Below are 25,281 nucleotides of genomic sequence, written 5' to 3' on the forward strand. Positions count from 1 at the left end.
TGATTCAAATGGACACAGAGATAATCGGCGGCATTCCCGTTGATAATGTAACCTATGCCGAGATTTTATCAGATATGAAGCAATATATTGAACTGAATCAAAAAATGTTAATTACTAGTGTGAATCCACAAATTTATTTAGAAGCCAAAAAAAATGACTTGGTCAAAGCTTATATTGAAAGAGCAACTCATCGTATTCCTGATGGTGTTGGAATAGTGAAGGTTTCCAAATGGCATAAAGGAAAGATTCAAAAGAGAATTATTGGCTTGGAAGTGATGAATGACTGTTTAGAATTTGCCAATCAGCATGGACTGAAAATTTTTTTATACGGTGCCAAAAAAAACATCGTTGAAAATGCTAGTAAATCTATTCAAATAAGGTACCAGAATATCCAAGTTGTAGAGACGATTCACGGATATACGGTGATGAATGAGCAACAAATCGTCGATCAAATCAATAAAGTAAAACCTCATTTTTTGTTTGTAGCTTTAGGTTCCCCTCGACAAGAACTATTTCTTCATAGAAATGTCGATCAGATAGAAGCCAATGTCTTTTTAGATGTAGGTGGTACATTTGATATTTTAGGCGGGGCGACGAAAAGAGCTCCTGATTTTTTTATTCAACATAATTTAGAATGGTTATACCGATCGATTAAGTTGAAAAGATACTACCGAATTCTTCAAGTGTTTATTTTTTTATGGAAAGTATTTAAATTTACTTTTTTGGGGAAAATAACGAGAGTAAAAAAACATTTTAATGAAGCTGAGAGGAGAAAAAATGCTGAAGAAAAGCTGTGAATGGATATATCGGAGAATAGCGACTGTACTATTTAGGCTATTTGGTCGAAGAAATAAAACGGGTCTATTCTTTTTTGAAAGCTTTCATGGAAAACAATATAGCGGGAATCCTAAAGCAATCTATGAATATCTGAAGGAACACTATCCTGAATTTGAGTGTATCTGGGCAGTTAAAAAAGGGTATGAAGCTCCATTTAAACAAAATCAAGTTCCTTATGTCAGACGAATGAGCTTAAAATGGATGTATACAATGGCACGAGCACAATATTGGGTAGTGAATACAAGATTGCCTTTGTGGATGGAAAAAAGCAAGCATACGATTTATGTCCAGACATGGCATGGTACTCCTCTTAAAAAATTAGGGTTAGACATTCAGTCTGTTACGATGCATGGAACGAACACACGCAAATACCATAAAGATATTAAACAAGAATCGCTTCGTTGGGATTACTTAGTTTCTCCAAATCAGTACAGTACACCGATTTTTAGACGAGCTTTTAATTATGATGGCCCTGTTTTAGAGGAGGGGTACCCTAGCAACGATGTATTCATTCGTGAAGCAAAGAAACCTGTCTTAGGCGTGGAAATTAGACAGAAGCTAGGATTATCAACTGAAACACCGATTGTTTTATATGCTCCAACTTGGAGAGATAATCAGCATAATGGACATGGTGGCTATTCTTTTGAGAACCAGTTTCCCTTTGATGAGCTATTAGCTTTAGATCCAAGTCTTGTTATTTTGACAAGAATGCATTATTTAGTTGAGGATTCAGCTGATGAAGCAAGCGAGAATAGCCGAGTGTGGAATATGTCTAAGTATCCAGAAATTGCCGATTTATTTTTAATCGCAGATTATTTAATCACGGATTACTCAACAGTTATGTTTGATTTTCTTTTAATGGAAAAGCCTATTTTTCTATATATGTATGATTATGAAGTCTATAAACAAGAAATTAGAGGGCTTTATTTAACGAAAGAGGATCCATTACCTGGAAAAGTAGTTTTAACTAAAAGTGATTTAATCAGTGAATTTAGCCAAGCTCTAAAAACAGCTGATGGAACAAAATTCAGTCATAAACTTGATACATCTGCTTATGTGAAAAAAGAAGAAGCAACGTTTAACGTTATTAAAGCAATTATAGGAGGATGAAAATGAAACGAGTAATTACTTACGGAACATTTGATTTGTTACATTATGGTCATATTAACTTATTAAAAAGCGCAAAGGAGCAAGGCGACTATCTGATAGTAGCGTTATCTACGGATGAGTTCAACTGGAATGAAAAAAATAAGAAAAACTATTTTTCTTATGAAAAAAGAAAGCAGTTGCTAGAATCAGTTCGATATGTGGATTTAGTCATCCCAGAAAAAAATTGGAATCAAAAAGTAACAGATATGGAACGTTATTACATTGATACTTTTGTTATGGGAGATGATTGGCTAGGTAAATTTGATGAAACGCTAGCTGCTACAGGAGTGAATGTTGTTTATTTGTCAAGAACTCCAGAGGTTTCAACCACACAAATAAAAAATGATTTGTATGCACAAGAAGGAATCAAATAATGAATTTATTCTATAGTCGTTCGTATCAACAGTTTGAGAGAGATGGATTATTGTGGAAATATTTGCAGCAGTGCAGCGACAGAAAAGAAGAAAGTATTATTTTTGTCCCTTCTTTTAATCCTATAGATCAAAAGTTCTTGACACGCCAACTAGATAAGCAGCAGCTAGATTACTCGAGTGTTCGCTTATTCGATATGGTTGCTATGCTACAGTCAAAAAATGGTGAAACGAACATTGATGAGCTTATTTCATTAGAAACAATTCAAGCAATCGAATTAACGATAGCGAATCTGTGCTTGAATCAAAAAATAGATAGTGATTGCTTAGCGGATAATGGAATGATTTTAGAGCAGGATTCTAAAAAACAGGAAGCTTTTATGACGCAAAAGAGCTTAACTTTTGATCAAAGAATGATCGAACGTCATTTTATTAAGGGAAATTTGGTTTTGGAAAAAGTTTTTTCTAAAAATGATGACTTTTTCAGCAAGCGGGTTCTTTTTTCTAATCGAGAAGTGACATTAAGCTATAAGTTAGATTATTTATATTTAGTGACGATAATTTCTGAGGAGCAAAGGATCGATTATTATTTAAATGAACGTCAACAGATTATTATGACAAGGGATTTCAACAATAAGGATGAGAGAATTACGGATTTTACTACAATGAAAAGCTACGAGAAGCTAGAGTCTATAGTGCAGGAAATAATTGAAGAGCTATTTGTTACGTATGATATAAAAAATTTCTTTTTTCAAAAGGACAAAAATCAACCCCAAGTAAGATGTCCGGATGTAACCTACATTGAATGTTAAGGAGCGCATATGAGTACTATAAGATTAAAGGATATCCAAATTAAAAAGGGACTATATGATTGCCAACTGGAAGTTCCAGCTGAATATAGTTTAGCGGAAGATGTTCAAGTGGTTTTGAGCTTACGTGATAGTGCAATCTATATAATAAAACAAACTCAGTGGTTGACGGATGGAACGCTTTCTTTTTATGTGGATTCAAAAGAGTTAATTTCGGCTAGTTCTATTCCATTAAATAGGATAGAAGAGGAGTTTGTTTGGAATGTTAGTGTTATATTTGATGGAAATATGACAGAAAAAATCAGAGTTGGAAAAGGGATATTTCAAGAATTAACGGATAGAATTTTACTTATGGAGCATCAAAAGATTAGTCCATATTTTACTGTGAAAGACAATTTTTCGTTGCAAATGTCTAATGAATACGATTCTTGTTTAGTTTATTTAGAATCAACTTATTGGTTAGATAACGATCTTATATTAGAGGGTACCTTGATTCAGGAGTTGGGTAAAAAGGGACGTTGTGAGTTATTAATTAAAAAAAATGATCAACTGATGTACACAAAGGAATTTAGTATCCTTCAGAACAGACAACGATTTTCTATTCTCGTTGCAAAGGATGAGTTGATTAAACTTCCTAAGGGGCAGTATCATTTTTATATTCAAGTGACTGACGAGGAAATTAGTTATGAAAGTCAGTATTTGTATCTGGAAAAAGAGAAAAATCAAATTATGGCAAGGGATTCAGAAAAGTTGGGCCTTCAATTTAACAATGTTGGTAAGGTTATTCTTGCGGTAGATGAAATTAGTTCATTGGTTAAGGTGAAGCCTAGCCCAGTCTCTGATTTTTTTGAGAAGGCAGATAGATACATTCAAAGGAATAAACGAGAAAAGTTCAAAGCTATTTTCAATCAATATAAAAATCAACCTTTTAAAGAAACGACGTATATTTTTGAAAGCTTTGGCGGACGACAATATAGTGATAGTCCTAAAGTGATTTATGATGAGTTAATTAAAAGAAAACCGAATGCTACTATTGTTTGGAGCATCGATTCGGATTTTGAAAGAGAGTTTAAGAAATTTAAGATTCCTTATGTAATAAAAGGAACAAAAAAATGGGCAACTGCTTATGCCAGAGCGCAATTTTGGATTACGAATGCTCGCTTACCCTTATGGTTTTCCAAAAATCCTCATACTCATTATATTCAGACTTGGCACGGAAGTCCTTTGAAAAAATTAGGAGTAGATATTGATAAAGTTGTGATGCCTGGTACAAGTACAAAGGCGTACAAAAAGAATTTTGTGAAAGAAGCGGCCAAATGGGATTTATTGCTAAGTCCTAATTATTACTCAACTAAGATTTTTCGTCGAGCTTTTGGTTATGAAGGGAATGTTATGGAAATTGGTTACCCTCGTAATGATAAATTAGTGACAGAAAATAATAGTCGCTATATTGATAAAAAGAAAGCAGAATTAGGGATTCCTAAGGATAAAAAAGTGGTTTTATATGCCCCCACGTGGCGAGATAATGATTTTATTGAAAAAGGGAAGTATTCGTTTGAGTTACCGTTAGATATAAAACAAATGAAGCAGCAATTAGGTGAAGATTTTGTTGTGATTATTCGGATGCATTATTTGATTGCTAATAGTATGAATACAACTGATTTTGGTGATTTTGTCTATAATTTATCTAGTTATTCAGATATTAGTGATCTCTATCTTGTTTCAGATATCTTGATTACCGACTATTCATCTGTATTTTTTGATTACGGTATTTTGAAAAGACCAATGATTTTTTATGCCAACGATTTAAGCTCATATAAAGATGATTTACGAGGCTTCTATCTGAATTATTATCAAGATTTGCCTGGAGCTATTATTCAAAATACCTCTGATTTAATTGCGGAACTCCAAAGGATAGCTATTGAGGACTATGACGATATAAGGTTAGAGGAATTCTATCAGAAGTATTGCAATGTAGACGATGGTGAGGCCGGTAAAAAAGTCGTGGATTATTTACTACATTAGTTAAGGAAAGAAGGGAATAGATGAAACAAGAGATGTCTAGTGATGCTGATCAAACTAGCAGAGTAATGATTGTAACATCGACGCTTCCATTAATACATGGCGGAAGAACAAAGTCGCTACTTTCTCGTGCTAGAATGTTCAGGGATCACGGAGTTAATGTGAGTATATATACAACGAATTATAATCCCAACTATCAAGAGGTATACGATTCCTTCATTAGAAGGGGGCTTGTTTATCCAGAGACAAAGTTAAATAATATTTACGATTATTATAGGAATGACAAGTGTGAAAAAACAGAAAATAATTATCAAGACTATCTGAATCAACAATTTCCTGGTTGGGAGCAGTTGCCTCATTTTAAGAAATATGAGCATAGTGGTGTGACTTACTATTATAAGGCAGGTTCTCCATTACTGCATATCTCTAGAACGGTTGATGGAAAAATTAAAAATATTGATTTATACAGCCCCTATTTCTATTCTTCCTATTGCCGAATTTATTTAGATAGTCAGCAAAATATTCATAAAATTCGTTATTTTGAGAGTGGCAATCAAGCAATTGTCTTACGAGATGTTTTTCTGAATAATTCTCTAGAAGAGTATTTGATAAAGGAGTTTATTGATTTTGCTCAAAAACCTGCAGAGAGTAGATTTATTCTGTTGCAAAGTGAACCAAGAGTATTCAATACAGAGAAAACTTTTTTTGCAAATTGGTTTAATGACTTATTTTGTGACGGGGATATTGTGATTAACGATGCCAGATTATTGGATGCACCGTTATTAGATACTCAGAAAAAAATGAAGAAAATTTTTCAATTACACAGTTCCCATTTAGCCAATCCAGCTGATCCAGCTAGTGGTATCAAAGGAAGTTATAAACTTATTCTTGCAACTAAAGACCCAAGTAGTAGAATTATAACTTTATCAGAAAAACAAAAAATCAACATTCAAGAAAAGGTTCCGGCTATGGTAGATAGACTTTCAGTGATTCCGCATTTTAAGCAAGAATACAAACTCGAATTTACCGTGAATCCCCATAAAATTTGTATGATTAGTCGACTTTCAATTGAGAAAAATCTTGATGAATGTATTCGCGGAATGTCCTTATTTCATCAGCTTTATCCAGAATATAGTTTAGATATTTATGGAGAAGGAGAGCAATGGGCTCATCTTAATGAGTTGATTCAAGAACTTCATTTAGAGCAAGTTGTTCATTTGCGAGGATATACGGAGAAACCTTGGGAGATCTATCAAAAATGTGCCTTTTCATTAATTACAAGCAATTATGAGGGTTTTGCGTTAAGTGTACTAGAGAGCATTTCAAATGGTTGCCCAGTTATTAGTTATCAAATTAATTGGGGACCAGATGAAATCTTAGATGAAGATTCCGGAAGGATTACTCAACAAAATACACCAGAAGCTCTATGTGAAGCGATGGTTGAGGAAGTCAGAAAACCGTTGGATCGGACGAAAACACGAGAGCGATCAAAGATATTTTCTAAAGAAGTTATTTGGGATAAATGGTGCAAATTGATTTTTTAAAGAAGGATGAATAATGTGAATGAGAATATAAAGGTACAATGTAATTTAATTACAAAAGAATATTGTATGGAAAAAACTAAATCTGCTCGACTAAAAGCAATGCTGATGAATAGTAAGAATGGGATTGCTAGTTTTTGGTCATTAAAAGGAGTTTCATTTACAGCCTATTCTGGAGATACGATTGGAATTATTGGAATCAATGGTTCTGGGAAATCGACTTTAGCACGGATCATTGGCGGATTGACAATTCCGTCTTCGGGGGAACTTAAGGTTAACGGAGAGGCAACTACTATTTCTATTGGAGCAGGATTGCGGGGGGAATTAACTGGTCGCGAAAATATCTTCTTAAAGGGATTAATGTCTGGTATGACCAAGAAAGAAATTCAGAGTAAAGTTTCAACGATTATTGAATTTTCTGAGCTTGGTGAATTCATTGATCAACCTGTAAAAAGTTATTCAAGCGGAATGAAATCGAGATTGGGTTTTGCGATTGCGGTTCATCGAGATGCAGATATTTTAATTATTGATGAAGCGTTGGCTGTTGGCGACGAGACTTTTTATAAAAAATGTGTGGATAAAATGATGGAATTTAAAAAAAGAGGCAACACTATTTTTTTTATTAGCCATTCTATGGGGCAAGTTGAAAAACTTTGTGACCAAGTCATTTGGATTCATTATGGTGAATTAATGGATTTTGGTGATAGTCGGACAGTTATTAAGAAATATCAGACATTTACAGCGAATTTTAAAAAATTAAGTAAGCCAGAAAAAGAAAACTACCAAAAGAATATGAAATTACGACAGAAGAATTTCACTTTGAAAAAGCTCTTTGATAAAGAAAGTGCAACTCTTGAAACAGTTGGAGAGTTATCTAGACAATCGAAAAATAAGCTTTCAACATTAATTACTTTAAATCCAGTAGGCTCTAATATGACCCTAGCAACCAAGTTTTTAGTGATAGCTTTGCTGCTGACGATTTTATTCTTATCCGTTATTAGCATAAAAGAAGTCAGCTTAGTAGGAATGGTTAAGAATTTCCTATTTCATCACTAAATCTATTGAAATAGGAAGAGGATAATCCGTCACAAATAAATTTAATTGGAGAAAAGTATGTCAAATGTTAGTATAATCATCAAGGAACAGCTGAAAAATGCCCGCTTTATTTTTAGTATGGCACGATACGAAGAGAAAGCTACGTATCAGAATCATTATTTAGGCCTATTGTGGCAGATTTTAAATCCATTGATGCAGATTGGAATCTATTACTTGATTTTTGGTCTGGGAATTCGTGGTGGAAGATCAATAAATGGAGTTCCTTATATTTTATGGATGTTAATTGGGTTAATTCCTTGGCTTTATATAAATAGTTCACTATTAGGAGCATCAAAAAGTATCTATCGGCAAGTAGATTTAGCGTCAAAAATGAAATTTCCTGTCAGTATTTTGCCAACAATTAACTTAGTCAGTAATTTAACGATTTTTCTACCTATGGGAGCAGTGGTGTTGTTCTTTCTCATTCAGTCGCATTTTTACCCGACAATTTATTGGCTACAGCTTATTTATTATTTTTTTTGCATGGTTGTATTTTTGTACAGTGTATCGTTATTAAATGCAACCATCACAACATTAGTAAGAGATTATCAATTAATTTTGCAGTCAGCAGTTAGAATTTTATTTTATGTTTCTGGAACAATTTGGGATTTTGAAACAAAAGGTATTCCTGAAATCATTATCAAAGTATTACGACTAAATCCTTTTTACTATATTATTAATGGTTTTAGAGATTCTTTGATTTTTCAGCGAGGCTTTTGGGAAAATGGAACAATTACATTGATTTTTTGGTTGACAACTTTTGTGTTTTTGATTCTGGGTTCACAAATCCATTTGAAATTTAGAGCTAAATTTATGGATATCAATTAGAAAGAATTTTTTTCAATAAAAGAATATGAAAGGATTCTGATAGATTATAAATAGACCGTAGAACATTTAATAGGTAGATAATCTTGTTTTTTATGTTATTTTTTCAAAAAAAATAATAAAAAAACAATGAGAAAAAAATGGATTTTAAGATGGGGAATACACAGAAACTAAGTGTCAAATTTTAATGTATAACCTTAGTTTTATAAATAGTAATATTTGTTTGTGAATTTTGTTCATTTGAAGTTTATGAATAAATGAAAGCTTATGTGTATAGAATAAAATGAAAAAGAGTTTATTGTGGACTTTCAAAGTCTATAATAAGCTCTTTTTTTGTTGTTGTTAAAAAAACGGTGACAATTCAATTGTTTTTTTTATGCATAAATAATTAATTTATACATATAATCATCAATGGATTTCACTTTTACGCACGTTTGCTTTAATGCATTAACGAGTTAACGCTTTAACAAAAAGCACTGTTGAAGTAAAAGAATACTCTCTAATTTTCTTTTAATATCCCAGTGTTTACAGCTGTTGACAAAGTCTTTTAGAGGGACTAAACTAACGCATGTATTAACTGGTTAGTCTTATTTTTATTCATTTTATCTGTGAAGAGAAACAAAATTGATAATGCATAATTTTCTCTATTAAATTATCTTATCATAATTAATTTCTTTTTATAGGTAGAGTTAATAAAAAATAGTATCTAGAAGTTTTTTGACTTAAGCCACTAATTTCATGATTTCAATAAATCTTTAGCGCTAGAAATTAGTCGATTACCTCAGAAAACTCCTAAACAATAAAATAAGGAGTGAATAAGCTATCATGGGAAAATCTAAAAAGTTATCATTATTTGGTTTAATCGGAATTACAATGGCATTCTTCGGAACGGTTCGTAGTGTTCCAACTCTAGCTTCAACAGGCTGGACACAAATCTTCTATATGTTGCTTGCAGCATGTGTGTTTGCTTTACCAATCGCTTTAATGTCAGCTGAACTATCAACAGGTTGGCCAGAAGAAGGTGGCCCACAAGTTTGGGTTAAAAATGCCTTAGGAGAAAAATGGGGTTTCGTTACTTCATGGTTACTATGGGTGCAAATGTTCTTCGGAATGGTAATGGTTGCATCAACTGTAGGAGTTCTTATAGGATATGTCATCAATCGTCCTGACTTAGGACATAACAACATCTTCATTTTTATCATGATTCTAATTTCTTATTGGGGAATTACATTGTTGAATCTAAAATTTGACATGGTAAAAATCGCAGGTGACTGGGGTGCTGTTATCGGGGTTTATATCCCATTCCTTGCTCTTGTTATTCTAGGTGTTTTATATATGTTCAAACACGGAATTAATCCAGGTAGCTATCTTGGACATTTTGAAGCAAGTAAATTATTACCAGATTTCAGTGATCTAGGTAGTTTACCAACATTAACAGGGATTATCTTTATCTTTGCTGGGGTGGAAATTTCATCAGTTCATGCAAACAACATTGACAATCCAAAACGTAACTATCCAATCGCTGTTATCTCATCAGTACTATTATTAGTAGTCTTTAACTTGATTGCAGGTCTAAGCGTTGCTGATGCTGTCCCAAGTGGCAAAATGGAATTAGCAAATATTACTCAACCATTTGTTATCTTCTGTAAAGATTTAGGTATTCCACCAATCTTTAATAACATTATTTCATTAATGATTTTAATCGGTGTTTTAGTTCAATTAAGCGCATGGGTTTTAGGACCTAGTAAATCAATGATTAAAGTGGCAGACGAAGGTTCATTACCTCCATTCTTCCAAAAACGTACTGAAAAAGGAATTCCAATTACATTTGTATTGATTCAAGCTATCGTTATTTCACTTGTTTCTTTCTTATATGTAGTCATTCCAGATATTAGTGCAGCATTCTTAATCATTACTATTACAACAACTATTCTTTATTGTATTGTTTATCTATTAATTGCCATTTCAGCAATTAAATTACGTTATAAAATGCCAGAAGTCGAACGTCCATTTAGACTGGGTAGCAAAGGGAACGGCTTAATGTGGTTTATCTCTTGTCTATCTATCTTAAGTGTTATCGTTACAATCTTAGTAAGTTTGATTCCACCATCTTCAATCGCTGCAAGTGCTCATACTGGATATATTATTTATCAAGTATCCGCAACAGTTATTATGGTAGCTATTGCCTTGATTATTAACAAATTCAAGAAACCAGAGTGGAAAAAGAAAGACTAATCATTAGCTAATAAAGCATCTGACATCCTATACAAATGCCAGGCTTTGTAAATAAAAATCCCCACTAGCTTCTCAATTAAGAGAAGTTAGCCCGCGGGAGATAAGTTTGAAAAATAATAAAATTAAATAGAAACGGGGAAATTATCATGAAAAACACATTTAATCCAGATGATACTAACTTAAAAGCTTTATTCCTTGGCGACAAAGGGGAAAACGTTGATTTATTCAAAGAAATTTTAAACAAAATGATTGACGAACATGTTGGTTGGAGACAAAACTACATGCCACAAGATATGCCAGTTATCACTCCACAAGATAAAAGTTCTCAAAGCTTCCAAGCAACGGCTGACAACATGCGCGGAGTGTTTAACTTATTATCTTCACGTCTACGTACTGAATCACTTCCATGGCATTCAGCTGGACGTTTCTGGGGTCATATGAACTCTGAAACATTAATGCCAGCAATCATTGCTTATACAACTGCAATGCTTTGGAACGGTAACAACGTAGCATACGAATCATCTCCAGGAACTTCTCAAATGGAAGAAGAAGTTGGAATGGAATTTGCTAAACTAATGAGTTATAAAAACGGTTGGGGACACATCGCTGCTGATGGTTCAATCGCTAACTTAGAAGGTTTATGGTATGCACGTAACATGAAATCATTGCCATTAGCAATCAAAGAAGTTGTGCCAGCATTAGTTGAAGGCAAAACTGAATGGGAATTATTAAATATGTCTACAACAGACGTTTTAGACTTATTAGATCAAGCCCAAGATCACATGGACGAAATCAAAGCTCAATCAGCTCGTAGTGGTAAAAACTTACAAAAATTAGGTAAATGGATTGTTCCACAAACTAAACATTATTCTTGGTTAAAAGCTGCTGACATCATCGGAATTGGTTTAGACCAAGTTATCGCTGGTGAAGTAACAAACGAATACCGTATGGATATTGAAAAATTAGAAGCACAAATCCGTGGCTTAGCTGCTGAAAATATTCCAGTTCTTGGGGTAGTTGGAGTTGTTGGTTCAACTGAAGAAGGTCAAATCGACCGTATTGATCAAATCATTGCCTTACGTGAAAAATTAGCTAAAGAAGGCATTTACTTCTATGTACACGTTGATGCTGCATATGGCGGATATGGACGTTCAATCTTCTTAGATGAAAACGACGAATTTATCCCTTACAAAGACATCAACGCTGTTTACGAAAGAAATGGAATCTTCATGGGTGAAAACACTTGGTTAACAGAAGATGTTTACAATTCATTCAAAGCAATCGAAGATGCAGAATCCGTAACAATTGATCCTCATAAAATGGGTTACATCCCTTACTCAGCTGGTGGAGTTGTTATCAGAGACGTACGTATGCGTGACGTAATTTCTTACTTTGCAACATATGTATTTGAAAAAGGTGCTGATATTCCTGCATTACTAGGAGCCTATATTCTTGAAGGTTCAAAAGCCGGCGCAACTGCTGCTGCTGTTTGGACTGCACACAAAGTATTGCCATTAAACGTAACAGGTTACGGTAAATTAATGGGAGCAAGTATCGAAGGAGCATTCCACTTCTACAACTTTATCGATGGACGCAAATTTAAAGTCGGCGACAAAACAATTACCTTACACGCTTTAACAAAACCTGACTTTAATATGGTAGATTATGTATTTAACGAAGACGGTAACACAGACTTAGTTAAAATGAACAAATTAAACCATGACTTCTACGAATATGCTTCATACGTTAAAGGTGGTTTATACGACAACGAATTCATTACATCTCATACTGACTTTGCAATCGAAGAATATGGCAATAGCCCATTCGACTTTGTAAACAGCTTAGGATTTGATCGTAAAGAATGGGATCGCGCTGGTAAAGTAACAATCTTACGTGCATCAGCAATGTCACCATATATGAACGACAAAGAAGTATTCGACACATACGCTGCCGATATCGAAAAAGCAATCCAACAAAAATTAGAAGCAATCTACAACGAAGAAGCATAAAAATTAGTTAAATACATTCTTTTCCTAGCCGTGACAGTAGTTTATTAATTAAATAAATTAGAAGTTGCCCTAGGAAAAGAATGTTTTCTTATAGATTAAAATTGTAGTTTTATAAAAAATCGAATCCATTTATAAAAAGCTGCACACTTAATTAAAATTCCCCTTAGTAAATGTATAGCAGACTCCTTTGCTATGCATTTTTGCCATTGAGCTTAGGTCTTTAGACCTTAGCGAAATGGTACACATGGGAAGAAGAATGAATCCCACTGTGATCCCCAAAGTGAAGCCGAGCTTAGGTCTTTAGACCTTAGCGAAATGGTACACATGGGAAGAAGGATGAATCCCACTGTGATCCCCAAAGTGAAGCCGAGCTTAGGTCTTTAGACCTTAGCGAAATGGTACACATGGGAAGAAGAATGAATCCCACTGTGATCCCCAAAGTGAAGCCGAGCTTAGGTCTTTAGACCTTAGCGAAATGGTACACATGGGAGGAAGGATGAATCCCACTGTGATCCCCAAAGTGAAGCCGAGCTTAGGTCTTTAGACCTTAGCGAAATGGTACACATGGGAAGAAGAATGAATCCCACTGTGATCCCCAAAGTGAAGCCGAGCTTAGGTCTTTAGACCTTAGCGAAATGGTACACATGGGAGGAAGGATGAATCCCACTGTGATCCCCAAAGTGAAGCCGAGCTTAGGTCTTTAGACCTTAGCGAAATGGTACACATGGGAAGAAGGATGAATTAAACTAAACAGAGATACAAATCTCTAAACAAATAAAGAAAATCTCTAAACAACCCAACTATACCATAGCTAAAACCCAAAAAACACCAACTAAACATAAATCAACCCAAGCTATACCACCAAATCAAAACCACTAGATACAACACAAAGGAGCAGGAACATCATGAAAAAAAGTATTACAATCAAACAAGCTTTATTTCTATTAGTCGTCCTATTAGCAATGATTGGACTATGTATTATCGGCTTTAAACTACCAGCACATGTAGCGATTCTATTGGCGATTGCAATTGTTATTTTATTTGCAGTCGTCAAAGGCTTTAGCTGGGATGATATTCATGGAGGAATTCAAGACGGTATCGCCCCAGGGCTAGTTCCGATTATCATTTTTATTTTAATTGGAGCCTTAATTAGTGTTTGGATTGCAGCGGGAACGATTCCGACGATTATGGTTTATGGATTTAATTTGCTCTCAGCAGATTATTTTTTGCCAGCAGTCTTTGTTATTTGTGGCGTCGTTGGTGCTGCTGTTGGTAGTTCATTTACAACAATCTCAACAGTCGGAATTGCATTTCTAGGAATGGGTTCTATGATGGGCTTTAATCCAGCAATAACTACTGGTGCAATTGTATCAGGTGCGTTTTTCGGAAATAGTATTTCGCCATTATCTGATACAGCAAATCTTGCATCGGCCATTGCGGAAGTTGAGCTATTCGATCATATTCGCAATGAACTTTGGACCGTACTGCCAACTTTTTTGATCTCTTTAGTAACTTTTGGCTTTCTAGGTTTGCAACATACAAGTGGTTCAGGAGAAGGCGATATTCAGTTAATCACTCAAACATTAACGGATCATTATACAATTTCAGTTATCGCGTTGTTACCTGTGATTCTGTTATTTTTAGCAGCGTGGCGCAAAATTCCTGCCATTCCAACGTTACTCATGAGTATTGCTTTGTCCTTAGTTATCCGTTATATCTACTACCCTACAACAGCGATTAGCCAAGTGGGCAAATGGATCCAAGACGGTTATGTAGCCACAACAGGTGTTGCTGATGTAGATACGTTGTTAACTCGTGGTGGAATGCAAAGCATGATGTGGTCTGTTTCTTTAATTTTATTAGCTCTATCATTAGGTGGTTTATTGGTGAAATTAAATATTATTGGCACAATTCTTTCAGAATTAGATGGATTTATGAACAATAAAGGTCGTTTGATTTTAATGACAGCCTTAAGTGCAATTGGTGTGAATTTATTGATAGGTGAACAATATTTATCAATTATTTTGCCTGGGAAAGCTTTTAAATCGAGCTATGACAAAGTTGGTATCGACGATACAATTTTAGCGCGGACTTTACAGGATGCTGGTGCAACGGTAAATCCTTTGATTCCGTGGGGAGTTAGTGGCGTCTTTATTACAGGGACATTGGGAATTAGTACTTTAAGCTATATGCCATTTGCATTTTTCTGTTATTTAACACCAATTCTTACTATTTTATTAGGGTTTAAAAAAGCGAAAACAAAGACAGCACATAAAGAGGCAACTGAATAAAAAAGAAATAGTTGGTGAAGTAATTTTCACTAGCTATTTTTTTTATTCAGTTAGATTAATTTTTTGGTAGAAAGAATATATTATAGTTTGAATATATTAAGAAAATCATTTTATATTCGGGAGGGGTCCAAAATGCATTTGGTTATTTAGAATATTTACATAATGAGCATATAAAAAAATATATATAACAGCTATACTTAGCAGTAGATAAAATAAATTCTTCTTTTTTGAATAGATTAATAATGATATATTAATATTGTGGGAGAGTTGAATGGAAGGTTGATAGGTACTATATAAATTTCTTTAGAAGTCACACCGTTGCAGTTCGGATTAAATCTTTAAAAAAATTTAGAATGATTGGGAGAATGAAAAAATAATGAAGACTATATATTTTGATGAATTAAAGAGAGAGTTATTATCAATAAAAGCATTGATTATTACTGTAATCCTTATTGGGACAGCTTTTATTGCAGGGAAATATTCTACGACACTTGATTTAATATCCTCAGATGGGGGAAGTTCCCCCTTAATTGATATTCTTTTTGGAATATACGGCTTTTTTGGTCTCATGTTCTCTTTCTTGATATTTTCGGGTATTGTTGCTAGAGATGTAGATAGTCAATCTATGCGATATATTACGCCTTATCTAAGTAGAACAAAGATTTTTTTTGCTAAATATTTTTCAATGCTTACCTACTTTGTTTTAATCCTATTTCTGTCACTTGTTATCCTATTTCTAACAAGAGGGGAAATTATATTTCCAGTTCAATCATTAGTAAATATAACCCTATTTTTTTCATATTCGGAAGCACTTGTGTTGTTTTTCTCTGTCCTTTTTAATAAAGAAAGAATGGTTTCGTTAACGGGTATGATTATCAGTATTGCTTTTCCAATATTAGGCGCATGGTCTACAATATCTTCTAATTATATTTTAAAAATAATCAGCTGGGTGCTACCATATCGTTATGTTGATGCAAAGTTGGATATTATCATATTGGTATTTTTAACAGTGCTAATTTTGCTATTTGGATTATTCATTTTTTTAAGAAAGGAAATATAATATGATTGAAATTCATAATTTATACAAATCATTTGGTGAAAAGGAAGTTCTAACTAATATTAATATGAATGTAGCGAATGGAAAAATAACTTCTCTTGTTGGAAAAAACGGAGCTGGAAAATCAACGATTATTGGTATAATTGCTAATTATATGACAAGCGATAAAGGAAGTATAAAAAAGGAATCTGTTTCTATAATGCCTGATGCCGACAACTTGTTTAGTGATATGACAGGAAGATACTTTTTAACGTTTATGGAGAAACTAAAAAATAAAAAAGAAACGTATAAAGAGTGGGAAATACTTTGCAAGGAACTTGGTTTAGAACATTCATTAGACAAAAAAATAAAAGAATATTCATTTGGAATGAAGAAAAAAATTAGTTTTATACAAACATGTATCGGACAATATGATACGTATGTATTTGATGAACCAACGTCTGGTGTCGATGTTCACTCTAGTGTAATAATGATGGGTATCATTGAAGAACTCAAGGGGAAATCTGCAGTTTTGTTAACATCTCATAACATGGATGAAATTGAACGAGTTAGCGATTATATTTATTTCTTAGAGGGAGGAACGATACTTAAACATGGGACAACTAAACAAATAATCGATAAAGAGAGTCGCACATGTGAGCGTTATTACGTTATCGAAACATCGAATGCAGATGAAGTCATAGAATATCTGACAAAAATAGAAAACGTACATGTTGAAAAAAATAATACAGGTGTTTTACTCTTGCTAGACGAAACGATAAGTATTCAATCAATTATTTTCACTATTTTGTCTAATAAAATTAAGATAGACGGGTTTTGGGAAGAGAAAAAATCATTGCAAACTATTTTTTTCAAACAAGAATAAGAACCACGTAAAAAAGGGACTGAGACAAAACTCTCTTTGGCACAAAAATAAACCATATGAAAATTCAGTATCACTGAATTTTCATATGGTTTTCTCCTCAAGGGCAAAAGAGGTGCTGTTTTTGCATAGAGAAAAATGATGGAAAATTAGATTTTTTCTAGTTTTTAATTTTTTAGAGATGAGCTTTTGTCTCACTCTCTTTATTTTGTAATAGCGATAGCTTCAACTTCAACTAGAACGCCCAACGGCAATTCTTTGACAGCTACACAAGAGCGTGCAGGCTTATGATCACCAAAGTAAGTCCCGTAAACTTCATTAAATGCTGCGAAATTCGTCATATCCGTTAGGAAGCAAGTTGTTTTAATGACAGATTGCAGACTTGCACCGCCTTCTTCTAAAACAGCTTTAAGATTTTTCATTACTTGTTCCGTTTGTCCTTGGATTTCTGTAGCAGTTACTTTGCCTACAGTTGGATCAACTGGAATTTGACCGGAAGTATATAGAGTTTCTTGCACTTTAATTGCTTGTGAGTAAGGACCAATTGCAGCAGGAGCCTTCTCTGTAAAAATATTCTCTAGCATAATTATTTCCCCCTAAGTTTAAACGATTTCATTCTGTATAAGTAATTGTATAATGCTTGTCTTTAAAAAGCAAAAGATTTTTCGCTGTTTTAGTTAGATAAAAGAAGGAACATCAATTTTTTAAGTAACGATAGTTAAATCTATGTAGTTGTGTTTATAGTAGCATCGGCATTTTTATTTCATTTGTTTTAAAATTTAATGATTAGTATGAGTAATATGCAAGAGCTCGATATACACTACTACCAACAACTCTTGCTTTAGACCAATGACCAGCATTTGCGTAACTAGAGTGACTATTGTTTCCAACAGTGGCAGTGGTTCTGTGATATTTTTTAGTATGAAGTAGATTTGAGTTAGACGCTTTTTGTGTATGTTTCATTTGAGACCAACTCCAATTTAAATCCTCGGAATAATAGACAAACGTAGCATCTTGGAAATATTGAGTAGCACGACTTAATGGCATTTCTTCCTTTAAAGCTGAATGAGAAGTTTCTACTACACTGCCATCCTCACCTAAGATAACATAACCTTCATTCAAGTTTTCTGGAACAGCTATTGTTTTTGCCTGAGTTTCTAAAGTAAATAAAGCGGATAAAATTAGTTTTTTCATAAATGGACACCTTCTTTTTTTAGTTTACAAATGAAATAAAAACACCTATAATTATTATGTTGTTTAATTATTAATAATTAAACATTTAATTTAATGAAGGGGTTTAAAAAATAATGAAAAATAACACGATTAAAGTGTTTATGCTTTTTTTTACAGGGTTAATTATTACTTCTCTAGCGATTGTGGATAGTATCCGAAATTCTAATGAATTAGCAGAACAGCAGTATGCCGTTCAGAATATTGGACAGATGTTTATTTTACCTAAAAACGAAAATATTTCTATTAAGCAATATGAAATAGATAAGTTGATATTAGAAGAAGCGAATAAATTAGATTTAAATTTTTTTAAGAGAACGACTAACCGTACATATGCAAAAAATAAAAAAGGAGAACCTGATATTTTTAATTATCAAACAGATGTGTATTATTTTTTATCTAATTCAAGTAAATCCAACGTGTATCAGTTATTTAATAGAACACCTATCCGTTTAAAAAATGATGAATTCTTATCAACGAGTAAGTCTGATTCAAAGCAACAAAAAGGTTTATTGGAAAAAGGGAAAAATGGAGAAGTTGATTATACAATTAATACAATTCATTCCAAGGAGTCGCAAAAGGGACATGAAGCTATCTATGGAGTAGAGACTTTAAATGAAAAAAATTCTACTATATTTTTAAAAAATGTAATGAATGCTTATAATATACAATTTAATACTGAATTTAGTATTAGTGATTTAAAAGTCAGTAAGTCAGAAGAATTTTTATCGCTTAAGCAGGTAGCTAATAAGTATTCAGATATCACTATATTTTCTATCTTTTTATGTATATTCACTGTTATCTATATAATGATTAGTATGTCTGTAATCGGAATACATAAACTAAACGGCTATTCTTCAATCAGTGTTCTTTATAAGTTACTTATCCGAAGTAATCTGTTTCTTAGTGTAGCTTTGGTTCTGTTCTTATATATGTCAAGAATATTTACATTAGGTTCAAGATTTTTAATGGATTGCATTGTCTATCTAAGTATTTACTATTTTGTTCTTTTTATTGTGCTAAGAATTCTGTTCTATTTCTCAATAACAGAGCAATTAAATAAAAAAGATTTTTCCAGATATATATTTGGTAGTTTATATGTGGTTAAGATGATTGTGCTTTTAATGACGGTTAGTTCTATTCAAAGTTTAGTACAAACAATTTTATATGACTACCAAGAATCGCATGTGAAAGACACAAGTGAATATGGGAGTCTGTACCCATCTTATATTGGGTATAATTTTCAAGATATAATAAATGGAACAGAAACTACATACGACGATATTAATAGGGCTATCTATAAGTATGTAGAAGAAAATAATGGGATTTTGATGGATAGTTCAGATTATTTTTCTGAAGAAGATTATTTAAATCGGGTCATACGAGTTAATCCAGAATACGTAAAGCAAAATTCTATATATGATCAAAATAATAAAATCATTTTAACCCAAAAACTGAGTAAACATTTGATTGTTTTAGTATCTACAAAGTATCAAGACAAAGAAAATGAAATTAAAAATAAGTATCAAAAGATATCCGATAACTATTCGATTCATTGGATTCAGTTAAATCAAAAATTACCTATCTATGATGGTAGGTCTACACTTATCACTGAACCGATAATTATTGAAATTCAAACACCTTTTACTGAATTAATTGCTAGTTATCCTGTGCGCTCCATTGCACAAGGGAATGGAACTTTAATACCATTAAAAATCCCGATAGAACATGGAAGTGCTGAAACCTATCAAAAACTTTATCCCATGTTAAAAAAATATAAAGTCGAAGATAATTTTCCAATGTTGAAAACATTAGAAGAAATCAATCGAATTGAGGAACGATTTGCGATTGGTGAGGATTCTATACAACAAGTAAGTTGGGCTAGTTTAATGACACTTTTCTCATGTTTACTAATTATTTATAGTAGTAGTCTTTATTTCTTTAAAAATAAAAGAAAAATCAGTATTTTAAAATTGCATGGTTATGGTCATTTTATTGTATATCGGAAGCTGATAGTAGCTACAATTGTTCAGTTTATTGTTGTTAGCTTATTGTTATTTAGTTATCCAAACTATGGAATAATCGCCGTTCTGTATTTTGTTTTTGAGACGTTAGTATTGTGTATATGTATGAATCGATTAGAAAAGAAGAATAAATATTTACTTTTGGAGGGGGATTAAATGATTTTAAAAGTTGCTAATATTACAAAAGCATATCATAAAAATGAAGTTTTAAAAAATATTTCATTTGAAATTGAAGCTAATAAAATAACTGCTATACATGGGAAAAGTGGTGCTGGAAAAACTACCTTAATGAATATAATTGGTTTAAATGAATGCTTTGATTCTGGGAGTATCGAGTTATTTGGAAAACCAGCTCCAAAGATAAATAGCCGAGAAGCCATGTATCTAAGAAGGAATGACCTATCTTATCTTTTTCAAAATTTTGGTTTGGTAGATTCTGAGTCAATCGATTATAATTTAACTATCGCTTTGCAATATCAGAAACTATCTAAAAAAGAAAAAAGCGAAATGAAAAAACAGGCATTGGAAGAAGTGGGGTTACATTATTTCTTAACTAAAAAGGTCTATCAACTTTCGGGTGGTGAAAAGCAACGTGTTGCTTTAGCGCGAGTACTTTTAAAGAACAGTCGATTGATACTTGCTGATGAGCCAACAGGTTCCTTGGATGAAGATACAAAATATGAGATATGTGAATTATTATTTAAACAAAAACAGTCAAAAACAATTGTATTAGTTAGCCATGACCCCTATTTAATTGGAAAAAGTGATTATGAGATAAAGATTGATTAAAAAGTAGACTAAACTTAAAGAGAGAGAGCCAGAAAAAATCAAAATGATTTTTTCTGGCTCTCTCTCTTTATTTATATACTACACGAATCATCCTGACATACATTAGTCGCCGCTGTTTCAGGTTTTGTTTGGTCATCAATTTGACTTAAAACATTTTGAAATACTTCGACAGGCTGTGCGCCACTAACGGCATATTGGTCGTTGATTAAAAAGAAGGGAACACCTTGAATTCCAAGTTCCATTGCTTTTGTTTCATCTACTCGAACTGAAGCTAAGTAAGCATCTGTTTGGATAATTTCACGGGTTCTAGCTTCGTCTAAGCCGACAGAGCGAGCGATTTTGACCAATGTTTCTTCATCATTTAAAAAGGCGCCATCAGTGAAATAGGCATGCATGCCAGCTTCAACAAATTCATTGCCTTTTCCGACTTCTTTTGCATATTGAGCTAATCGATGAATGGTAAAACTATTGGTATTTTGCATTGCATCAAAGTCATAAGCTAAGCCAGCGGCTGCAGCAGTTTGACGAATATTTTCATTATTGGCCTTCGATTGTTCGTAACTAATACCGTATTTAGTAGCGATTAGTTGATGAATATCTTCATCATGGTGATGTGCAGCATTAGGATCAAGCTCGAAACTGTGGAACACAACTTCTACATCCGTACGCCCAGCCATTGCAGTTTCTAAATGACGTTTGCCGATGTAACAAAATGGACAGACAAAATCTGACCAGATATCAATTTTCATTCTATATCCTCTTTTCTTAAACTTACTAATTGTAAGGTAATCTTAACGAGATTTTGAGAAATTGTCAATTTATTGGCTTTTCAGCTAGATATAAGGATGTTATTCACAAGCAAATAAATGCATTATTATTATCTTTTGTTATATAATTCTGTTTATTAAGCGATAAATGAATTTGTGGAGGAGATTGAATGGGTTATTATAGTAAGTTATTCATTACAACGGGAATTCTTTTTTTACTGATTGATTTAGTCTGGTTGTTAGTCATTTCAAAACAGATTTATCAAAACTATTTAGGTGATTTATTAGGAACTGTCAAGATTGTTCCGGCTGCAATTTTTTATCTTATTTATATAGTTGGAATAGTTTTCTTTGTTATTCATCCAGCTTTAGATAAGGGAAGTCTTGCTTATGGAATTTTTGCAGGTGGTTTATTGGGGTTACTGTGTTATAGCACCTATGATTTAACAAATTTAGCGACATTAAAAGGTTGGCCGGTTTTTGTGACAGTCATTGATCTGATTTGGGGAACTTTTATTACAGCTACCACATCAGGCTTAGTTTTTATTTTAGCAAAATATTTAAAATGGTGAATGTGGAAAATAAGGAGCGAGTGAATCATGGAAAATGAACCAACTATCATTACTGGAAATGCCTTATTAATAGCTTTTAAAGGTGGAGCGGAACGTGTTATTCAGCAAAAGCAGCATTTGAATTCAATCAATGTCTTTCCTGTGGCTGATGGTGATACTGGGAATAATCTAGCTTCATTAATGAGTTCTTTATTGGAAGAAACGAGTCAGCAAGTAGACTCTGGGAAAAATGTTTTTGTGAAGATGGCGGATGCCGCTTTGATGGGAGCTCGTGGAAATTCTGGTATTATTTTTGCTCAATATTTAAATGGACTGGCAAGGCATTTGAACTCTTCAGATACAGAACTGTCGGCAGACAATTTTGCGAATAGCGCAACGGCTGCTGTGGAGGACGCCTATCAAGCGATTGAAAAACCTGTTGAAGGTACGATGATTACAGTTATTCGTGAATGGGCAAGTGGCTTGATGGAAGGGCGCAAACATTTGCTTGAGTTTGAAGGTATGTTGACACAGAGTTTAGGTGCTGCTAAAAAAGCTTTAGAAGATACCCCGAAGCAATTAAAGATTTTACAGAAGAAATCAGTTGTAGATGCAGGAGCAAAAGGATTTGTCTTGTTTGTTGAAGGTTTTACTGAAGCTTTTTGTAACTCGGGTGTTACTCAAGAGAATCAAGAAAAGAGCGAGGCGCAATATGTTGTTGAGGTTGAACAGCAGGTGGTTCATCTAACAGAAGAAATCACGATTGCACCAGTTTTTCGTTATTGTACAGAAGTTTTACTTACAGAAACAGAACGTTCTAGTCAGGAATTAAAGGTGTTACTTAGTGAGTTAGGAGATTCATTAGTTGTTGCCAGCGGGCTAACTAAAACAAGAGTGCATATGCATACAAATCAACCAGCTGAAATGATTAAGCGTTTGAACTTAGTGGGGAATGTACAGCAACAAAAAGCAGATGATATGTTGCTGCAATATCAGCTTAAACAAGGGCCTAAGCATTCGATAGTGTTGGTTACAGATTCGATTGCGGATTTACCAGCTGAATTTATCTTAGAGCATCAAATTCAAGTTTTTCCAATGAATTTATTGTTGGATTCCATCAGTTATCTGGATAAATTAACGCTGACAGCAGCAGATTTTTATCAATTAAATCAGCAAGCGAAGGAAAGACCGACTTCTGCTCAGCCTAATATAAAACAAGTGGAAACACTTTTCGCATTTTTAGAAAATTATTATCAGAAAATAATTGTTGTTACTGTAGCCAGCAAGTTAAGTGGAACATACAATACAATCAAAACAGTCGCTGATAAAGTTCAACAACGAGGGATCCAGATTGCTGTCATCGATTCAAAGAAAAACTCCGCCGCTGAAGGATTAATGGTGATGGAGGCTGCAGAATGGATTGCTGAAGGATTAGACTTTTCAACGATTGTTACAAAAATTAAAGCTGCTACGAAAACGACTGAAATATTAGTGAGTGTTGGAAATCTCAAAGCAATGATTCGTTCAGGGCGGCTGCCTGGAGGAGTTGGACGATTTGCGGATTCTCTTAATTTGAAACCAATTGTTGGTTTAGATAGAGAAGGCGGTGGGACCATCACCGGAATTGCGTTTAATACACAAGCAAACGAACGGAAATTAATGAAACAAGTCCGAAAATTAACTAAAAAGGGTCGACGAATTAAGCGGTATGCGTTAATTCATGCAAATGATTTGCAGCGTAGTCAAACATTAGCTGAAAAATTTACGAAAGAAATTGGATTTCCTCCAGCGTATATGATGGAAATTTCAACAGTTGTTGCCATGAGTGCTGGTGAAGGCTGTGTGGCCATTGCAGTGAGCTTATCAGAGGAAGAGGAGTGATTGAGATGGATTCGACGTATGTTATTGTGGCTGGATTGTTATTTCTTTATTTTACAATTTTATTTGGAGTAGCCCAGCTGTTAGAAAATAATTCGATTGTTGATTTAGCATGGGGACCAGGATTTATTATTGTTGCGGTTAGTAGTTATTGGTTGATGCCAGTTAAGACAATGGCAGCCACTTGGGTAACGGTTCTAGTGACTATCTGGGGTGTAAGGTTGTTCTTACATTTAGCTAAGCGGAATATTGGCAAGCCTGAAGACTATCGTTATGTGAATATGCGTAAACGGTGGGGTACGCATTTTGCAAGATTAAAAGCGTACTTGAATGTTTTTGTGTTACAAGGAGTGCTGCTATATTTAGTATCCTTACCGATTTTTTTGGTCAATACGTCTAGCGTTACCGCTTTTTATTGGTGGAACTATCTCGGCATTATCGTATGGGGAGTTGGGATTTTCTTTGAAGTCGGTGGAGATTATCAATTAACTGTATTTAAAAAACATTCGCTAAATCATGGTAAATTATTAACAACAGGTTTATGGTCACTTACACGTCATCCCAATTATTTTGGTGAAGCGACTAGCTGGTGGGGGATTTATTTGATTACATTAACCTATACTGGTGCAATTTGGGGCTTTTTTGGACCATTAATCATTACCTTACTACTATTATATGTATCAGGTGTTCCGTTGTTAGAAAAGAAATACAAAGATCGACCCGATTTTATCGCCTATGCACAGCAAACATCCAAATTTATTCCTTGGATAGGAAAGAAAAGTTTATGACAAAATGATTTCAAATTAATACAAACATGATTAAAATGCTCAAGAAAAATTCACAAGCACATCACTTTTTTGAGATAAATCTTCTTTATTTTTATGAAAATGAAAAATAGATAAAATAACGAAAAAATATAAATTCAGAATTGTGTTATTT

General features: G+C 33.5%; 21 protein-coding genes. 18 read left to right on the forward strand and 3 right to left on the reverse strand.

The window, feature by feature from the left end:
* Nucleotides 1-8 precede the first annotated feature (8 nt).
* The 13 genes from BR43_RS11355 (at nucleotide 9) to BR43_RS11415 (ending at nucleotide 17,106) form a co-directional block, all read left to right on the forward strand.
* Nucleotides 9-797: a WecB/TagA/CpsF family glycosyltransferase gene (locus BR43_RS11355; protein WP_084679919.1), complete on the forward strand. Its 789-nt coding sequence runs from the start codon at nucleotides 9-11 to the stop codon at nucleotides 795-797.
* Nucleotides 778-1,947, forward strand: coding sequence for a CDP-glycerol glycerophosphotransferase family protein (locus BR43_RS11360; RefSeq protein ID WP_034562073.1), 1,170 nt, complete (start codon nucleotides 778-780; stop codon nucleotides 1,945-1,947). The genes BR43_RS11355 and BR43_RS11360 overlap by 20 nt, the downstream gene beginning before the upstream one ends.
* A 2-nt stretch (nucleotides 1,948-1,949) precedes the next feature.
* Nucleotides 1,950-2,360, forward strand: coding sequence for a glycerol-3-phosphate cytidylyltransferase (gene tagD, locus BR43_RS11365; RefSeq protein WP_034562074.1), 411 nt, complete (start codon nucleotides 1,950-1,952; stop codon nucleotides 2,358-2,360).
* Nucleotides 2,360-3,169, forward strand: a complete 810-nt coding sequence (locus tag BR43_RS11370; RefSeq protein ID WP_034562075.1) for a hypothetical protein — start codon at nucleotides 2,360-2,362, stop codon at nucleotides 3,167-3,169. The genes tagD and BR43_RS11370 overlap by 1 nt, the downstream gene beginning before the upstream one ends.
* Nucleotides 3,170-3,178: 9 nt before the next feature.
* Complete coding sequence (locus tag BR43_RS20475; protein WP_245617861.1) at nucleotides 3,179-5,191, forward strand: CDP-glycerol glycerophosphotransferase family protein; 2,013 nt, start codon at nucleotides 3,179-3,181, stop codon at nucleotides 5,189-5,191.
* 20 nt (nucleotides 5,192-5,211) lie between these two features.
* Nucleotides 5,212-6,732, forward strand: coding sequence for a glycosyltransferase (locus BR43_RS11380; RefSeq protein WP_034562076.1), 1,521 nt, complete (start codon nucleotides 5,212-5,214; stop codon nucleotides 6,730-6,732).
* Nucleotides 6,733-6,738: 6 nt separating this feature from the next.
* Nucleotides 6,739-7,785, forward strand: a complete 1,047-nt coding sequence (locus tag BR43_RS11385) for an ABC transporter ATP-binding protein (RefSeq protein WP_034562077.1) — start codon at nucleotides 6,739-6,741, stop codon at nucleotides 7,783-7,785.
* Nucleotides 7,786-7,842: 57 nt separating this feature from the next.
* Complete coding sequence (locus tag BR43_RS11390) at nucleotides 7,843-8,652, forward strand: ABC transporter permease (protein ID WP_034562078.1); 810 nt, start codon at nucleotides 7,843-7,845, stop codon at nucleotides 8,650-8,652.
* An 822-nt stretch (nucleotides 8,653-9,474) separates the two neighbouring features.
* Nucleotides 9,475-10,884: a tyrosine-tyramine antiporter gene (gene tyrP, locus BR43_RS11395; RefSeq protein WP_034562079.1), complete on the forward strand. Its 1,410-nt coding sequence runs from the start codon at nucleotides 9,475-9,477 to the stop codon at nucleotides 10,882-10,884.
* A gap of 146 nt (nucleotides 10,885-11,030) precedes the next feature.
* Nucleotides 11,031-12,893 carry a tyrosine decarboxylase gene (gene tdc, locus BR43_RS11400; protein WP_034562080.1) on the forward strand — a complete coding sequence of 621 codons (1,863 nt, stop codon included), beginning with the start codon at nucleotides 11,031-11,033 and terminating at the stop codon, nucleotides 12,891-12,893.
* A 905-nt stretch (nucleotides 12,894-13,798) separates the two neighbouring features.
* Nucleotides 13,799-15,184: a Na+/H+ antiporter NhaC gene (gene nhaC, locus BR43_RS11405; RefSeq protein WP_034562082.1), complete on the forward strand. Its 1,386-nt coding sequence runs from the start codon at nucleotides 13,799-13,801 to the stop codon at nucleotides 15,182-15,184.
* Between the two features lie 376 nt (nucleotides 15,185-15,560).
* Nucleotides 15,561-16,244: an ABC transporter permease gene (locus tag BR43_RS11410; protein WP_034562083.1), complete on the forward strand. Its 684-nt coding sequence runs from the start codon at nucleotides 15,561-15,563 to the stop codon at nucleotides 16,242-16,244.
* A 1-nt stretch (nucleotide 16,245) separates the two neighbouring features.
* Nucleotides 16,246-17,106 carry an ABC transporter ATP-binding protein gene (locus BR43_RS11415; RefSeq protein WP_051933931.1) on the forward strand — a complete coding sequence of 287 codons (861 nt, stop codon included), beginning with the start codon at nucleotides 16,246-16,248 and terminating at the stop codon, nucleotides 17,104-17,106.
* A 200-nt stretch (nucleotides 17,107-17,306) separates the two neighbouring features.
* Here BR43_RS11415 and BR43_RS11420 read toward each other — a convergent pair whose 3' ends face one another.
* Both BR43_RS11420 and BR43_RS11425 read right to left on the reverse strand, forming a co-directional pair.
* On the reverse strand, nucleotides 17,307-17,687 hold the full coding sequence (locus tag BR43_RS11420) for a RidA family protein (protein WP_034562085.1): 381 nt from the start codon (nucleotides 17,685-17,687) through the stop codon (nucleotides 17,307-17,309).
* Between the two features lie 202 nt (nucleotides 17,688-17,889).
* Nucleotides 17,890-18,297: a lactococcin 972 family bacteriocin gene (locus BR43_RS11425; RefSeq protein WP_034562086.1), complete on the reverse strand. Its 408-nt coding sequence runs from the start codon at nucleotides 18,295-18,297 to the stop codon at nucleotides 17,890-17,892.
* A 113-nt stretch (nucleotides 18,298-18,410) separates the two neighbouring features.
* Here BR43_RS11425 and BR43_RS11430 point away from each other — a divergent pair, with 113 nt between their 5' ends.
* Nucleotides 18,411-20,513 (forward strand): DUF1430 domain-containing protein, encoded by a 2,103-nt coding sequence (locus BR43_RS11430; RefSeq protein WP_034562087.1) that lies wholly within the window; start codon nucleotides 18,411-18,413, stop codon nucleotides 20,511-20,513.
* A complete protein-coding gene (locus tag BR43_RS11435; protein ID WP_051933932.1) occupies nucleotides 20,514-21,146 on the forward strand; it encodes an ATP-binding cassette domain-containing protein in 633 nt (210 codons plus the stop codon).
* A gap of 71 nt (nucleotides 21,147-21,217) precedes the next feature.
* Here BR43_RS11435 and BR43_RS11440 read toward each other — a convergent pair whose 3' ends face one another.
* Nucleotides 21,218-21,895: a DsbA family oxidoreductase gene (locus tag BR43_RS11440; protein ID WP_034562088.1), complete on the reverse strand. Its 678-nt coding sequence runs from the start codon at nucleotides 21,893-21,895 to the stop codon at nucleotides 21,218-21,220.
* 188 nt (nucleotides 21,896-22,083) lie between these two features.
* On the opposite strand from BR43_RS11440, the gene BR43_RS11445 reads away from it, so the two are divergent.
* From BR43_RS11445 to BR43_RS11455, 3 genes are read left to right on the forward strand one after another with little or no spacing between them, the layout of a single operon-like run.
* Entirely contained in the window at nucleotides 22,084-22,485 is a 402-nt protein-coding gene (locus BR43_RS11445) for a DUF2177 family protein (RefSeq protein WP_034562089.1), read from the forward strand.
* A gap of 27 nt (nucleotides 22,486-22,512) precedes the next feature.
* The gene (locus BR43_RS11450; RefSeq protein ID WP_051933933.1) at nucleotides 22,513-24,345 is read left to right on the forward strand and encodes a DegV family protein; all 1,833 of its coding nucleotides are present in this window, start codon (nucleotides 22,513-22,515) and stop codon (nucleotides 24,343-24,345) included.
* 5 nt (nucleotides 24,346-24,350) lie between these two features.
* A complete protein-coding gene (locus tag BR43_RS11455; RefSeq protein WP_034562090.1) occupies nucleotides 24,351-25,130 on the forward strand; it encodes a DUF1295 domain-containing protein in 780 nt (259 codons plus the stop codon).
* Nucleotides 25,131-25,281 lie beyond the last annotated feature (151 nt).

The organism is Carnobacterium gallinarum DSM 4847 (assembly GCF_000744375.1).
Classification (GTDB): domain Bacteria; phylum Bacillota; class Bacilli; order Lactobacillales; family Carnobacteriaceae; genus Carnobacterium; species Carnobacterium gallinarum.